The organism is Aquamicrobium zhengzhouense, assembly GCF_016124105.1.
GTDB classification, from domain to species: Bacteria; Pseudomonadota; Alphaproteobacteria; order Rhizobiales; family Rhizobiaceae; genus Aerobium; species Aerobium zhengzhouense.
This window is the reverse complement of sequence record NZ_JADGMQ010000021.1, coordinates 13,022-25,693: the sequence shown is the minus strand read 5'-3', so window position 1 is coordinate 25,693 and position 12,672 is coordinate 13,022. Positions and strand designations below refer to the sequence as shown.

The 12,672-nt window shown below is 57.9% G+C and carries 10 protein-coding genes and 1 pseudogene; 4 read left to right on the top strand and 7 right to left on the bottom strand.

The genetic code is table 11. The features are described 5' to 3' along the window. Nucleotides 1-6: 6 nt before the first annotated feature. From IOD40_RS18810 to IOD40_RS18795, 4 genes are all read right to left on the bottom strand, one after another. Entirely contained in the window at nucleotides 7-2,670 is a 2,664-nt protein-coding gene (locus tag IOD40_RS18810; protein WP_198478246.1) for a TRAP transporter permease, read from the bottom strand. An 82-nt stretch (nucleotides 2,671-2,752) separates the two neighbouring features. Next, on the bottom strand, nucleotides 2,753-3,733 hold the full coding sequence (locus IOD40_RS18805; RefSeq protein WP_198478245.1) for a TAXI family TRAP transporter solute-binding subunit: 981 nt from the start codon (nucleotides 3,731-3,733) through the stop codon (nucleotides 2,753-2,755). Between the two features lie 108 nt (nucleotides 3,734-3,841). After that, nucleotides 3,842-5,167, bottom strand: coding sequence for an aspartate aminotransferase family protein (locus IOD40_RS18800; RefSeq protein ID WP_198478244.1), 1,326 nt, complete (start codon nucleotides 5,165-5,167; stop codon nucleotides 3,842-3,844). Beyond that, nucleotides 5,164-6,063: a MurR/RpiR family transcriptional regulator gene (locus tag IOD40_RS18795; RefSeq protein ID WP_198478243.1), complete on the bottom strand. Its 900-nt coding sequence runs from the start codon at nucleotides 6,061-6,063 to the stop codon at nucleotides 5,164-5,166. Before IOD40_RS18795 ends, IOD40_RS18800 begins: the two co-directional genes overlap by 4 nt. A gap of 310 nt (nucleotides 6,064-6,373) precedes the next feature. On the opposite strand from IOD40_RS18795, the gene IOD40_RS18790 reads away from it, so the two are divergent. Further along, entirely contained in the window at nucleotides 6,374-6,541 is a 168-nt protein-coding gene (locus IOD40_RS18790; protein WP_198478242.1) for a hypothetical protein, read from the top strand. A gap of 114 nt (nucleotides 6,542-6,655) precedes the next feature. Continuing rightward, nucleotides 6,656-7,060: pseudogene (locus tag IOD40_RS18785) on the top strand (BCCT family transporter); the annotation flags it as partial. 100 nt (nucleotides 7,061-7,160) lie between these two features. On the opposite strand, the gene IOD40_RS18780 reads toward IOD40_RS18785, so the two are convergent. Genes IOD40_RS18780 through IOD40_RS18770 form a run of 3 tightly spaced genes read right to left on the bottom strand, consistent with a single transcriptional unit; the run spans nucleotide 7,161 to nucleotide 10,122 of the window. After that, on the bottom strand, nucleotides 7,161-7,637 hold the full coding sequence (locus tag IOD40_RS18780) for a tripartite tricarboxylate transporter TctB family protein (protein WP_198478241.1): 477 nt from the start codon (nucleotides 7,635-7,637) through the stop codon (nucleotides 7,161-7,163). Continuing rightward, nucleotides 7,634-8,608, bottom strand: coding sequence for a Bug family tripartite tricarboxylate transporter substrate binding protein (locus IOD40_RS18775; RefSeq protein ID WP_198478240.1), 975 nt, complete (start codon nucleotides 8,606-8,608; stop codon nucleotides 7,634-7,636). The genes IOD40_RS18780 and IOD40_RS18775 overlap by 4 nt, the downstream gene beginning before the upstream one ends. Before the next feature lie 23 nt (nucleotides 8,609-8,631). Continuing rightward, complete coding sequence (locus IOD40_RS18770; RefSeq protein ID WP_198478239.1) at nucleotides 8,632-10,122, bottom strand: tripartite tricarboxylate transporter permease; 1,491 nt, start codon at nucleotides 10,120-10,122, stop codon at nucleotides 8,632-8,634. Between the two features lie 260 nt (nucleotides 10,123-10,382). On the opposite strand from IOD40_RS18770, the gene IOD40_RS18765 reads away from it, so the two are divergent. Together IOD40_RS18765 and IOD40_RS18760 are read left to right on the top strand one after the other, a co-directional pair. Further along, nucleotides 10,383-11,621 (top strand): LysR substrate-binding domain-containing protein, encoded by a 1,239-nt coding sequence (locus IOD40_RS18765; protein WP_198478238.1) that lies wholly within the window; start codon nucleotides 10,383-10,385, stop codon nucleotides 11,619-11,621. A gap of 155 nt (nucleotides 11,622-11,776) precedes the next feature. Continuing rightward, on the top strand, nucleotides 11,777-12,646 hold the full coding sequence (locus tag IOD40_RS18760) for an NAD(P)-dependent oxidoreductase (RefSeq protein ID WP_198478237.1): 870 nt from the start codon (nucleotides 11,777-11,779) through the stop codon (nucleotides 12,644-12,646). The last annotated feature ends 26 nt before the right edge of the window (nucleotides 12,647-12,672 follow it).

Below are 12,672 nucleotides of genomic sequence, written 5' to 3'. Positions count from 1 at the left end.
CCCCCCTCAAGCTGCCTGCGGATTGCCAGCCCAGGTGCCGCCGCGGCGGCGTTGCGCCCAGACTACCAGCGCAAATAGCAACAGCGCCGGGATATAGAATATTTCTCGTGGCAATCGCTTGGACGGAACCTCAACAGCTTTAACTACGACAGGCTTGTCAGCGTAGAAGTCGAGGTCCGAAAGCGTTCTCCCGGCAAGGCTGTTTAGATCCATCGGCTCGTCAAGCACCACGACATCCCCCTCCTGGCGAATGGTCAGGCCAGTCGATGTTTCGAAGCGCGCCAGGCCCCCTGCGCTCGCAGCACCTACATCGAAAGACATAATTCGCTCTCGGACGACATCCGGATTGTCAAAGGTCGGCCCAGAGATATGAACTCGTATCGGCGCACCGTCAGGCAGCTCCGCAATGGAGGCTTCAATGCTGCCAGCCTCTACCGTCTGGTAAGGCGGCTGGATGAAGTCGAGAAAGAACCCGGGTCGCAGCAAGAGGAAAGTGACCAGAAGGAGCGCCAGCGTTTCCCATATGCGGTTGCGGGCCATAAAGAAACCCTGTGTCGCGGCCGCGAATATCAACATGGAGATGGTCGCGAGAACGAATATCCAGATGCCTTGCAGCACGCTTACATTGATCAAGAGCAGATCCGTGTTGAACACGAAAATGAATGGCAACAGCACGGTTCGCAGCGAGTAGAAGAACGCAACGAAGCCCGTTCTCATTGGGTCTCCACCTGAAACCGCAGCGGCGGCAAAAGATGCCAACCCGACGGGGGGCGTCACATCCGCCATGATGCCAAAGTAGAAAACGAACATATGCGCTGCGATGAGCGGGATCAGAACGCCGTTCGCAGCCCCAACTTCCACAATCACCGGTGCCATCAGTGAGGACACGACGATGTAGTTGGCAGTCGTTGGCAGCCCCATGCCCAAAATGAGGCTGATGATCGCCGTGAAGACGAGGATTAGGAAAATGTTGCCGCCAGACAGGAACTCCACAAACTCCGCCATCACCTGACCAATGCCGGTAAGGGTCACCGTACCGACGATGATGCCAGCGGCCGCGGTCGCACAGGCGATGCCGATCATGTTGCGGGCACCCGCGATAAGGCCCACCACGAGATCTTCGAAGCCTTCGCGGAAAGCGGCAACCTGCCCGTGGCTGTGGATACCGCGGAATAGCGCCTTGAGCGGCTTTTGAGTCAGGACGACGACAATCAGCAGCAGCACGGCGTAGAACGCGGATAGCCCAGGCGAACGACGCTCAACCATGAGGAACCAGACGAGCACGAAGAGCGGCAGCAGATAATGCAGGCCGGTCTTGATGACATCTTTGACCAGCGGCAGTTCCACGACTGGCGCTGTCGGATCGTCGAGTTCCAGATCCGGCGCTTTCGCGGCGTAATAGATCAAGCCGACATAGGCGAGCAGAAGCAGCGCGATCAGTACTGGGCCGGACACACCAGGAATGATCATCCGGATGAGCGAGATAAGGTAATAGACCACACCGGCGAGGATCACGATCGACGCCATCACAATCCCTGCCCTCAGCAGAGATTGAAAACCTGTCGAGTGAACGCGCTTTGGCAGAACAGGCATGTCGCCGCGCACTGCCTCAAGATGCACCAGGTAGAGCAGCGCGATGTAGGAGACGACCGCGGGCAGGAATGCATGCTTGATTACCTCGATATAGGGGATGCCGATATACTCGACCATAAGAAACGCGGCCGCGCCCATGACCGGCGGCATGATCTGACCGTTCACCGAACTGGCTACTTCGACAGATCCCGCCTTTTCAGCTGAGAAGCCGACACGCTTCATCAACGGAATCGTAAAGGTGCCTGTCGTCACCACGTTCGCGATTGAGGACCCCGATATGAGACCCGTCATCATTGATGACAGAACAGCGGCCTTCGCAGGACCACCGCGAAGGTGACCCAGCAGCGCGAAAGCAAGCTTGATGAAGAAGTTGCCGGCACCCGCACGATCGAGCATTGAGCCGAACAGCACGAACAGAAAGACAAAAGCGGTCGATACGCCAAGAGGAACGCCAAAAACGCCCCCTGTCGACAGCCACATCTGGTCCATCGCACGACCGAAGGACGCGCCGCCCCAGCGAATGATGTCTGGCAGCCATGTCGAGGAGCCGAAAAACACGTAGGCGAGGAAAACCAGCGCGACCACGGCCAGCGGCGGCCCCAAGGCGCGGCGGGTAGCTTCGAGCAGAAGCACAATCCCAACGCCGGCAACAATCAGGTCCTGCGTGATTGGCAGACCCGGTCGGCGTGCGAGGTCGCGGTAAAAGATGAAGATGTAGAGTGCGGCCCCCGCGGCAGTGAGGGCGAGTATCCAATCCAGTAAGGGCACTCGGTCGCGAGGACTTCTGGAAAAGGCGGGATAGGCCATGTAGGCGAGAAAGATGCCAAAGGCGAGATGGATCGAGCGCGTCTGGGTGTCATTGAAGACGAGCGGTATCCCGGTCGCACTGCTGAGCATAAAGGGGAGCGGCGAGGCAATATAGAGCTGGAAGAGTGACCAGCACAGCGCAACGCCCGATATGACCCACGCCGCATAGCCCAGCGGCTTTCGTGCGCCCGTATCTGTCGCGGCAACGAGATCCTGAAGCTCGGCCTCACTTAGCGGCGCATTCGCCCCTGACTTACCGTCCATCGCCATGGCTGTTCCCCGAACTGTTGACGATTATGCAGTCCGACAGGGAAGCTCCCTCAAGCTCCCCCGTCGGGTCATTGTGAGCTGCTTAGTTGAGCCACCCCTTTTCCTTGAAATATGCCTCTGCCGCGGGGTGCATCGGCGCAGAGTTGCCCTGGTTCGCCATGTCCTCTGGATTGAGGTTGGCCAGTGCCGGGTGCAAGCTCTTGAACGCGTCAAAGTCCTTGAACACGGCGTCGACAAAAGCTGTGACAACATCGTCTGGAACGTCAGCGGACGTGACGACCGTCGCGCCAACGCCAAATGTCTTCACGTCATCCGGATTGCCATTGTACATGCCGCCGGGAATGACGGCTTCGAAATAATAAGGACGCTCCCTGACCAGCTTCTCCACTGCTTCACCTTCAACAGGTATGATGCGGGAGTCGCAGGTTGTCGTCGCTTCCTGAATTGCACCGGCGGGGTGACCCACGGTGTAAGCGAAAGCATCAATATTGTTGTCGCACAGCTGTGAGCTTTGCTCGGCCGGAGCAAGTTCACCCGCCAAAGCGAAATCCGCGTTCGTCCAGCCCTTCTCAGCGATCAGCAGGTCCATGAGGGCTCGTTGGCCGGAGCCCGGGTTGCCGATATTGACGCGCTTACCTTTGAGACCATCGAAATCGGTGATGTTTGCGTCGGCACGTGCAACGACCGTGAGAGGTTCGGCGTGCAGCGAGAAGACAGAGCGCAACTTCTCGTGCGGCCCGCCGTCGGCAAATCCAGCCTCGCCCTTTGAAGCATTGTACTGCACGTCAGATTGAACGATGCCGAATTCCAGATCGCCGCCCTTGATTGCATTGGCGTTGAATACGGAGCCCCCCGTGGATTCCACGGAACACCGAATACCGTGATCGCGCCGCGTCTGATTCATCAAACGGCAGATTGCGCCTCCAACTGGATAATAGACGCCCGTGACGCCACCCGTACCGACGGACACGAAGCGCTGATCCTGCGCCGACGCCGTCCCAGCGGCCATGGACGCAAACATTGCTGCGACCAAACCAAAGCCCAATGCTGATTGACGTTTCATAAGTGCACCTCCCTGTTAAGCACGATCTATTCGAGCGACGCTCATCGCCGCTCGTCTGGTTACTCCCACTTCCGTCCAAACTCTTCCGCTAAGGACGCAGAGTATTCGTTATGACCCTAGCGCTGCCTCAAGGGCATCGCCAAGACGAACCACAATTTGTTCGATGTCACCTTCCGATACGATGAATGGCGGCGCAAGCAACACGTGATCACCATTCGCACCATCTATGGTTCCACCCATTGGATAAACCATAAGACCACGCGCCATTGCCTCCCTCTTTATCACCGAATTTACTTTCTTCTCTCGTACGAACGGCTTTTTGGTTGCTCGTTCTGCAACGAGCTCTATGCCATAGAACAGACCTCGGCCACGGATATCGCCGACATGGTGGTGGTTGCCAAACCGGGCGCGCAGCCTTTGTTCAAGCAATGCCCCCATGTTTCTGACATTCTCGAGCAGGCCCTCTTGATGAATCGCCTCCTGGACAGCCAAGCCAGCGGCTGCCGCCATAGGGTGCCCCATATAGGTGTGACCGTGCTGGAAAAACCCGGTGCCTTGGCGTATCGCATCGTAGATCACCCCTGAGACGAGCACCGCACCAATCGGCTGAAAACCACCCCCGAGGCCCTTCGCGATCGTCATCAGATCCGGTGAAATGTTCTCCTGCTCGCACGCGTGCAACGTACCTGTGCGTCCCATTCCGCACATGACCTCGTCCAGGATAAGCAGAACACCGTAGCGGTCACAAATCTCGCGTATCCGGCGGAAATAATCGGCAACTGGAGGCACCGCGCCTGCTGTTGCACCGACGACGGTCTCGGCGACAAATGCCATGACTGTCTCGGGCCCCAGCTCAAGCAGTTTCTCCTCAAGCGCCCCCGCAGCACGTGCGGCGTAGCCCTCATCACTCTCCCCTTCCTGTTGGAAGCGGTAGGCGTAACAAGGATCGATATGATGCGTCTCGATCAGCAAAGGGCGAAATTGTTCGCGACGCCATTCATTACCGCCAGCCGCCAGAGCACCAAGCGTATTGCCGTGATAGCTCTGACGTCGAGCAACCACATGACGACGTTGCGGCTGTCCAATTTCAACAAAATATTGCCTGGCCATTTTCAGTGCGGCCTCGACAGCCTCCGATCCACCCGACACGAGGTAGACGTGCTCAAGGCCATCCGGGGCATCGTGAATCAAGCGTTCGCCCAGACGCTCCGCCGCTTCGGTCGTGAAGAACCCGGTATGTGCATAGGCGATGCGATCTAGTTGCTTGTGCAGCGCTTCGAGTACCGCAGGGTGCCCATGACCAAGGCACGACACCGCTGCACCACCCGAAGCATCAATATAAGCGCGCCCATCCGCGTCGAAGATTTCGACTCCTCTTGCTACGACAGCAACAGGCGGCTTCGTGAGCAACGAACGATGCATGAGACGGGTCATGACTTGGCTGTCTTTCGCGTTCGGGAAGATTGAAGATGAATGGCAAGGCTCTCGGCGTCAGCGTCGAAACGCTTCAGAGCGCTCAGGGCCTCATCGCCCAGGTGGCCCGCAATGAGGCTGCCCAATATCTCCGCGACAACAAATGCGGGGGCCATCGTGTGCAGAAACGATGCACTGTCGATCGGAACAACTATGACGTTCTGCGCGGTGCGGGCCAATGGAGAGACGGCGCTATCGGTCACCGCAACAAGCGTGGCTCCCCTGGCAGCGGCCCACTGGGCGAGCTCGACGGTCACTTTGGTGTAGGGCGCGACACTCACTGCCAGAAGCGCATCGCCCGGGGCGATGCGTCCCAACGCATCAATCGCTGTACCGCCAGGTCCATCCAACAGCACCGAACGGTCGCCGACCATCGAGAGCATGTAGTGAAACTGCCAGGCAATGCCGTAGCTGGACCTCATACCCACGCAGTAGATACGCTTAGCTGAACTGAGCGTCTGGGCCGCCCCTTCAAGACTCGCCAGCCCTGCTTCAGTCGCCAGTTCCGCCATCTGGTGGCTCAGCCGGTGGATCATGTCCTGAGCCAGCGCTCGATCACCCTCGACCAATTGCCGCCGAACCTGCGCTCCACCTTTCGCGGTAAACGTCTGCGGGACCGGATCGCGAAGGGCGGTGGCGTAGATATCCCGGATCGCCTCATAGCCATCAAAACCGACCCGCTTTGCAAGGCGCGTCATCGTTGCCGGCTGCACACCTGCCTCCCTTGCCTGACGGCGCATGGACAAGAGCGGAACATCAGCGGGGTGATCCAGAACATACCGCGCCGCCTGCTGCATCTGTCTCGGCAGTGCGTCGTAGCAAGCAGTCAGGCGTTCGCGGATGATTTTAGGCTCCATAGGGCAACGTTAGGTCGCATGGACGCCTAACGCAACACTTGAATCAAAACACCGATCGGCAATCCATTTGTTTCACCAAAATTCGGACCACCTGGCGACCTCTTTCGAGACAAAACTCCGGCGGCGCTCAGGTTCACCAAAACAATTCCGAGATGACGCCACGTCGAACCACGTTGGTCGGCGCTCACGCCCAGTTACACTCGGCTTAAGGTTGAGCATCCATTCAAACGCCCTATGCCGATAGGTGGAACCGCTATCTTCGAGATACTTGGAGGCTGCAGGCGCGCCGCCTGAATGAGGGGAAACAAATATGACTGAGCCGCAGACGACTGGCATTCCGGAGCCGGAAGGCCCGACGGACATCATCGATACGAATTACGAAGTCGGACAAGACAACGTCCAGCGAAACATCGGAACATTGGCCTTCGACGTCCACAATCCGGTCTTCGCCATATCAGGCCTCGTTATCGTCGCGTAGCTGAGCCACTCGGCCACTTTGACGCGGCGTTCGGTGGCGTTGAGGGGAGCGGCGGAGCGCGCACGGATTGGGCACCACTCGGCGGGGCGGAAGGAGAGACCGACAGCGCCCGGTGGCGGCACAGCCATCAACCTCGTCAATGATGGCTTCAATGACATTTCGGATGCAGCGCTTGAGCTTCAACTATTCACGATGCTGTCGCACCTGCCCTTGTCAGCGATCACCTCGTTCGTCGCCGTCATCCTGGTGATCGTATTCATCTGCACCTCGTCCGACTCCGGCTCGCTGGTCATCGACACGATCATTGCCGGCGGAAAGGTCGACGCACCCGTCGCTCAACGGGTGTTCTGGGCAGACTTCGAGGGATTGGTCGCTGTAGCGCTTCTCTTGGGCGGCGGCTTGGCGGCCTTACAAGCCGCAGCCGTCTCCACCGGCTTTCCCTTCACAATCGTCCTGCTCCTCGCCTGCTACGCATTGGCGAAAGGACTGATGTCGGAGCCGAAGGCGGGGAAAGCATAGAGACGCGGAGGTCTCGGAGAGAAACGTCGTTGGCGCATGTGCGCAATGTCGATGCATGAGTGAACGGGAACAGAGCCCCCGTTCACTCGAAATCTAGGGCTCACAAAAGCGGCACACCCAAAAGCATACCAAAGCCGAACTTGGTCAGAGCCCAGAACGCGATGCCCGTTCCTGCGGCCCAGAACGGCGCCTTTCCACGCTCCAGGACGAAGACCATGAGAGCAGCCCCTGCACCAATCGCGATTGGCATCCCGACACCATAGATTAAGGCGACGGTCGCGATCGTGAGCACGAGAAGCACCAACGCCATCGGATGTGCGAGACGGTCGCCCTCGCCACGGCCGGTCACCACCTGAAACAGGTAAATGAGAGCGAGCCCGAAGCCAATCGACGCCATGATCAACGGCAGGAAGGCCGCTCCAACGTCGCCAGCCGCGCGCACAGGTGGCATCTGGCGCGACATCCAGAAGAACGCCAGAAAGCACGCCAGTGCAGCCAGAGCGATGATCAGCCTCTGAACGAAGAGGAGAGTGGCAGTGCTACTCCCACTCTTTGCGGATTGAGCCGCTGCCGTCACTGAACCAGACCTATCGACTTCAGGAAGTCGGTCTGCTGGCTCAGTTGGCGCTTCACCAGATCGGTATAAGCGTCTTCAGCAAGATTGATGTTCTCCTGCTTTTCGCGCGCCTGGAAGTCCACCCAAGTCTGGGAAGCCTCGACCTTGTCGATTGCCTTCTGGATTTCCGCGACGATATCGTCCGGAGTTTGTCCATGCACGGCAATGCCGCGCCAGACGCTGTCCACAATATCGAATCCCTGCTCCTTGAAGGTCGGAACATCCGGGAAGAACTCGGAACGCTCTTCCGTCGAAACGCCCAACAAGCGGATCTCGCCGCTTTCAACCTGAGCAAGGCCACTGGACGGCGTCATGACCGCAACCTCCATGTGGTCACCGAGCAGCGAAAGCGGAACCTTGCCGGACGCGTCGTGCGGGATCCAGCTTGCCTCGAAATCACCCATCTGAGCCAGCTGATAGAGGATGTACTGGTGGAACCCTGCAGGCGCATGACCACCCACACGCAGCTTGTTCGGGTTCTCGCGCATGTAGGTCACGAAGTCGTTGAGGGTCTTGAATTCGCTGTCCGCTCGAACCGCGACCGATGATGGCTCGGCCTGCATCGCGCGAACATAACGCAAGTCCTCAAGCTTGAATGGGATCAGCCCCTGGGCGATGCCGAACGTCAGCGTACCCGTGCACACGAGGATGTTATAGCCATCAGCCGGCTGGGTCATGACGGTCGAAACGCCGACCGCTCCCGAACCGCCTGGACGGTTCTGAACTGCAACAGACCATCCTGCTTCCTTGTTCAGCAGCTCTGCAAGCTGGCGCCCGTAGGTATCCAACGCACCACCAGCGCCGGCCCACACCACAAGGTTGACCGTTTTGTCAGGAAAGCCGCTCGCCGCAAACGCGCCCTTTACCTGCAAGATCAGAGGAGCAGCGCCGAGACCAGCGAGAACCGCGCGACGGTTGAGATTGAAAGTCATTATATTTCCTCCGTGTGAATTTGCTAGGCGGCACTAGCGTTCTTGGAACGCCAGGCCCGCCAGATTGGATAGACAATGCTTGCCACGCTAAGGGCGAGGAAGATCACCGAGACGGGATCGGTGAAGAAGATGCTGTAAGAGCCGCGCGAGGTTACGAGCGCGGTCCGAAAATTCGTCTCGACAAGGTAGCCAAGGACGAGAGCCAGCACGACAGGCGGCACCGGGAACGAGAGCTTCTTCATCAGATAGCCCAGCGCGCCAAAGCCAATGGTCAGCCATACGTCGAATGCGAGATTGCGCAGGGAATAAGCGCCCAAGATCGCGAACACCAAGATACCCGCTGCGAGCACGGAGTCCGGAAGGTTCACGACGCGCGCCATCCAGGGAAGCGACAGCGACGCGATCACAAACATCACGAGGCACGCGAGCAGAAGCCCGAGCAAGATCGTGTAGACGAGAACGGGCTGTTCGGTGAAAAGTTGAGGACCCGGACGCAGACCGTGCAGGACGAGCGCGCCGACGATCACCGCGGTAGTCGGAGATCCCGGTACACCAAGGGAGAGCAGCGGCACCATCGCACCACCAACTGTAGCGTTATTCGACGCTTCAGGCGCAGCGATACCGCGAGGCTCGCCCTTGCCAAACTCCAGACCTGGATTGCGGCGGACGGTGAAGTCACGTGCCACCCAGCACGCGATATTGCCGCCAATACCCGGCAAAATACCAAGGAAGGTGCCGATTATCGAGCCAGACACCATCGTCCCGATCAATTCTTTCCACTCTTTGAATGTCAGGTAAACAGCGCGAACCGCGCCCTTGGCGACACTCTGCCGAGACTTCTTACCCGCTGACTCGGCAAGCAAAAACCCTTCGGAAACAGCGAACAAGCCAATCAGAACAGTCAGCATCGGCACGCCCTCAAAAAGCGCGATCTGACCGAAGGTGAACCTTGGCATCCCACTGATCGGATCGATGCCTACGAAGGCTAGAAGCAGACCAAACGCGGCACCGATGAGGCCTTTGACAATAGAGCCTCCAGATAGCGCCGCCACGGAGGTCAACCCGAAAAGACCAACGGCGAAGTAGCTCGCAGGACCGAACTGCAATGCAAGTTGGGATAGTGGCATTGCCAAAAACAAGAGCGCGATACCACCAACAATCCCGCCTACAGTCGAAGCGGAAAGCGACACCGCCAAGGCTTTGTTCGCCTTGCCCTGCTGTGTCAGAGCAAAACCATCAATCGTGGTGGCAGCCGCAGCCGCTGTACCGGGGGTTGAAAGCAGGATCGCCGATACCGAACCGCCATACTCCGCCGCCATATAAAGCGAGATCAGGAGGAGCATAGAATTTTCGGGCGTCATAGCATAGGTGAAAGGGATCAGAAGACTGATGCCAATCGACGGACCCAAACCGGGCAGCGCACCAACGACAATACCGATCGCCACACCAGCGACGATAGAAAGCATACCCGAAAAGGAAAACAGGACAGAAAGAGTGTCTAATAATATTTGCATAGGTATGCCTTATCGTTGTCTAGAATTCTAACAACACTCGACCTAAAGCCCTTCCAGACGAAGCTGGCTGCTCATATTGACCGGCAACGGGAAATATTTGACCTATCACCTCCGCGCTCAATCATATTTCACTCCTTCGCGTACCGGCCGATTTCCGGGGGGTATTTATAAAGGGGCGGAATATAGAAAAAGCGGCACCATATTGATCCGAGTTCCGCGCGGCTCGATAATATAAGCCACGAAATGCGATATAACTTTTGATGAAACGGCCTGCGAGCTTCCCCAACCTACGCCACCTGAGAATGTTCGTCGCGGCCTGCGAGCTCGGCTCGCTGAACGCTGCATCAAAAGAGCTCAACGTTGCGCAACCGGCCATCTCACAGGCCTTGATGCGGCTCGAGGAACATTACCAGGCTTCCCTTCTGTTGCGGAGAACTGGCGGCAGCCAGCCAACCGAAGAAGGAAAGATTCTATGGCGTAGATGCACACGCTTTTTCCGCCTGCTTCAGCGGGGGATAGTCCGGGCCTCGGAGCGCAGTGTTGCGCCAAACCTGACGCAGTCCAACACCATACTCGCTCGGCTCACCGCCGCTCAGATCTTTGCTCATATCTCCGTGAGCCACTACGGCTCTCTGCTTCTGGCGGCGAAAGCGGACAACATTTCAGTGTCAGCTCTCCACCGAGCGATCCGGGATATCGAGGGTAATTTGGGCTATGAGCTCTACAGCAAGACCCCGCAAGGGTTAGCTGTAAATCGCACAGGCACAGAACTGGCTAGGCAATTCAGGCTCGCCTTGCGCGAACTTGTAACTGCAGAAGAGGAACTCAAAGCCTCTGACGGCTCATTGAAAGGCCGCACCCTTATAGCAGCACTGCCCATGGTCCGTTCAACAATCCTGGGAAAGGCCATCGCCCGCACTCAGAAACAAGCGCCTGAACTCGACTTCGTCGTTCTCGAAGGCATTTACGACACGATGCTCAAGGCCCTGCGATCAGGCGAAGCTGACATGCTTATCGGAGCGATCAGAAATCCTGCACCTACCAGCGATGTGGTCGAGACATTTCTATTCACCGATCCATACTCGATCATCGCCCGAAAGGGACATCCACTCGACGGCAAAGATGTCACCATTGACGACTTGGCCGCGTGCGAGTGGGTTGCGCAACAAGAAGGCACACCGATCCGCAACGCCCTGAACTCTCTGTTCGCAGGCCGCGCGAAAGGTCCTCGAGTTCGCATCGAAGCTCCGTCAACACTGCTGACGCGTTCGGTACTCCTGGAAAGCGACGCCGTCGCTATCCTGTCCGTCAGGCAGGTTGCCTTGGAAGTGCGTGTGGGCCTGCTGACCCCTTTGCGCTTTCAGGCTCCTATTGGAGGGCGCGCTATAGGCATAACAATGCGAAACGATTGGCTACCGAGCAGTACACAATTGTTTTTTCTAAAGAATTTCTATGAAGTGCTCATGGAGGAAATCGAAGGGTTCCAGCCGCCAAAATAGGACGATTTCGCTTTTCTTATAACGCTTCGACAAGTTTCGATTAAGTCTCGACCGCGTCTTGGGTGCACAACTCCGCCAACAGGATCGCTTTTGCCAGTAATGCCAGAAGCGGCCCTCGCGCCGGCATTCCACAGCACTCACGACAAGGGACTCTCATGAAAATCGCGTTCATCGGCTTTGGAGAAGCTGCTCGCGCCTTCACCGACACCCTGAAGGGGACGGGTGAGGCAGATTTTATCGCAGCTTATGACATCCTGCAAAGTGAGGCGGTCTCGTCCGAGGCGCGCAGCCGCGGCCTACGATTCGAGGCGTCAGCTGCAGCCGCGATCGAAGGAGCAGACTGGATCTTCGCCGCTGTGACAGCCGATCAATCTCTTGAGGCAGCAAAATCGGCCCTCACGTCGCTGAAGCCGGGACAACTCTACATCGACATTAATTCCGTTTCTCCCGGTCGGAAAAAGGAAACAGCGTCCCTCGTCGAAGCCACCGGCGCGATATATCTCGACATGGCGGTGATGGCTCCCGTCCACCCGCGCGGCCACGCAACTCCGGTACTTTTGGCCGGAAAAACCGCAAGGTCGCTAGAGCCCATATTTGCGGCGCACGGTTTTGCCTTCGAGACTGTCAGCGAAGATGTTGGCTCCGCCACCGCTATCAAGATGGTACGCTCGCTATTCGTCAAAGGGCTTGAGGCTATCACCGTCGAAACCATGCTCGCCGCGCGTGCGACCGGCTGCCTCGATCGTGTCATGGGGTCTCTAGCTGACACCTTCCCCGGTCTCGGATGGCCAAACAACGTCGAATACATGTTTGAGCGCACGTTGCGTCACGGCATCCGGCGTGCAGCCGAAATGCGAGAGGTCGCGAAGACGTATGATGAACTGGGCTTCGTTGGCCGGCTTGCTGACGCGGTTGCCGACGTTCAGGAGCAGCAAGGCAAAGCGCCAGCCCATGACCTGAGCAAGACGGATCTCCCAGACGCGATCTCGGAGATCGTGGAGCAGCGTTTTTCGCTCAACAAATAATACAACGAGGCCGGGCGGCACACTGC

Excerpts from the sequence above, each read along its gene's own strand:
- IOD40_RS18810 (WP_198478246.1), bottom strand. The coding sequence starts at position 2,670 with ATGGCGATGGACGGTAAGTCAGGGGCGAATGCGCCGCTAAGTGAGGCC.
- IOD40_RS18805 (WP_198478245.1), bottom strand. The coding sequence starts at position 3,733 with ATGAAACGTCAATCAGCATTGGGCTTTGGTTTGGTCGCAGCAATGTTT.
- IOD40_RS18800 (WP_198478244.1), bottom strand. The coding sequence starts at position 5,167 with ATGACCCGTCTCATGCATCGTTCGTTGCTCACGAAGCCGCCTGTTGCT.
- IOD40_RS18795 (WP_198478243.1), bottom strand. The coding sequence starts at position 6,063 with ATGGAGCCTAAAATCATCCGCGAACGCCTGACTGCTTGCTACGACGCA.
- IOD40_RS18790 (WP_198478242.1), top strand. The coding sequence starts at position 6,374 with ATGACTGAGCCGCAGACGACTGGCATTCCGGAGCCGGAAGGCCCGACG.
- IOD40_RS18775 (WP_198478240.1), bottom strand. The coding sequence starts at position 8,608 with ATGACTTTCAATCTCAACCGTCGCGCGGTTCTCGCTGGTCTCGGCGCT.
- IOD40_RS18770 (WP_198478239.1), bottom strand. The coding sequence starts at position 10,122 with ATGCAAATATTATTAGACACTCTTTCTGTCCTGTTTTCCTTTTCGGGT.
- IOD40_RS18765 (WP_198478238.1), top strand. The coding sequence starts at position 10,383 with ATGAAACGGCCTGCGAGCTTCCCCAACCTACGCCACCTGAGAATGTTC.
- IOD40_RS18760 (WP_198478237.1), top strand. The coding sequence starts at position 11,777 with ATGAAAATCGCGTTCATCGGCTTTGGAGAAGCTGCTCGCGCCTTCACC.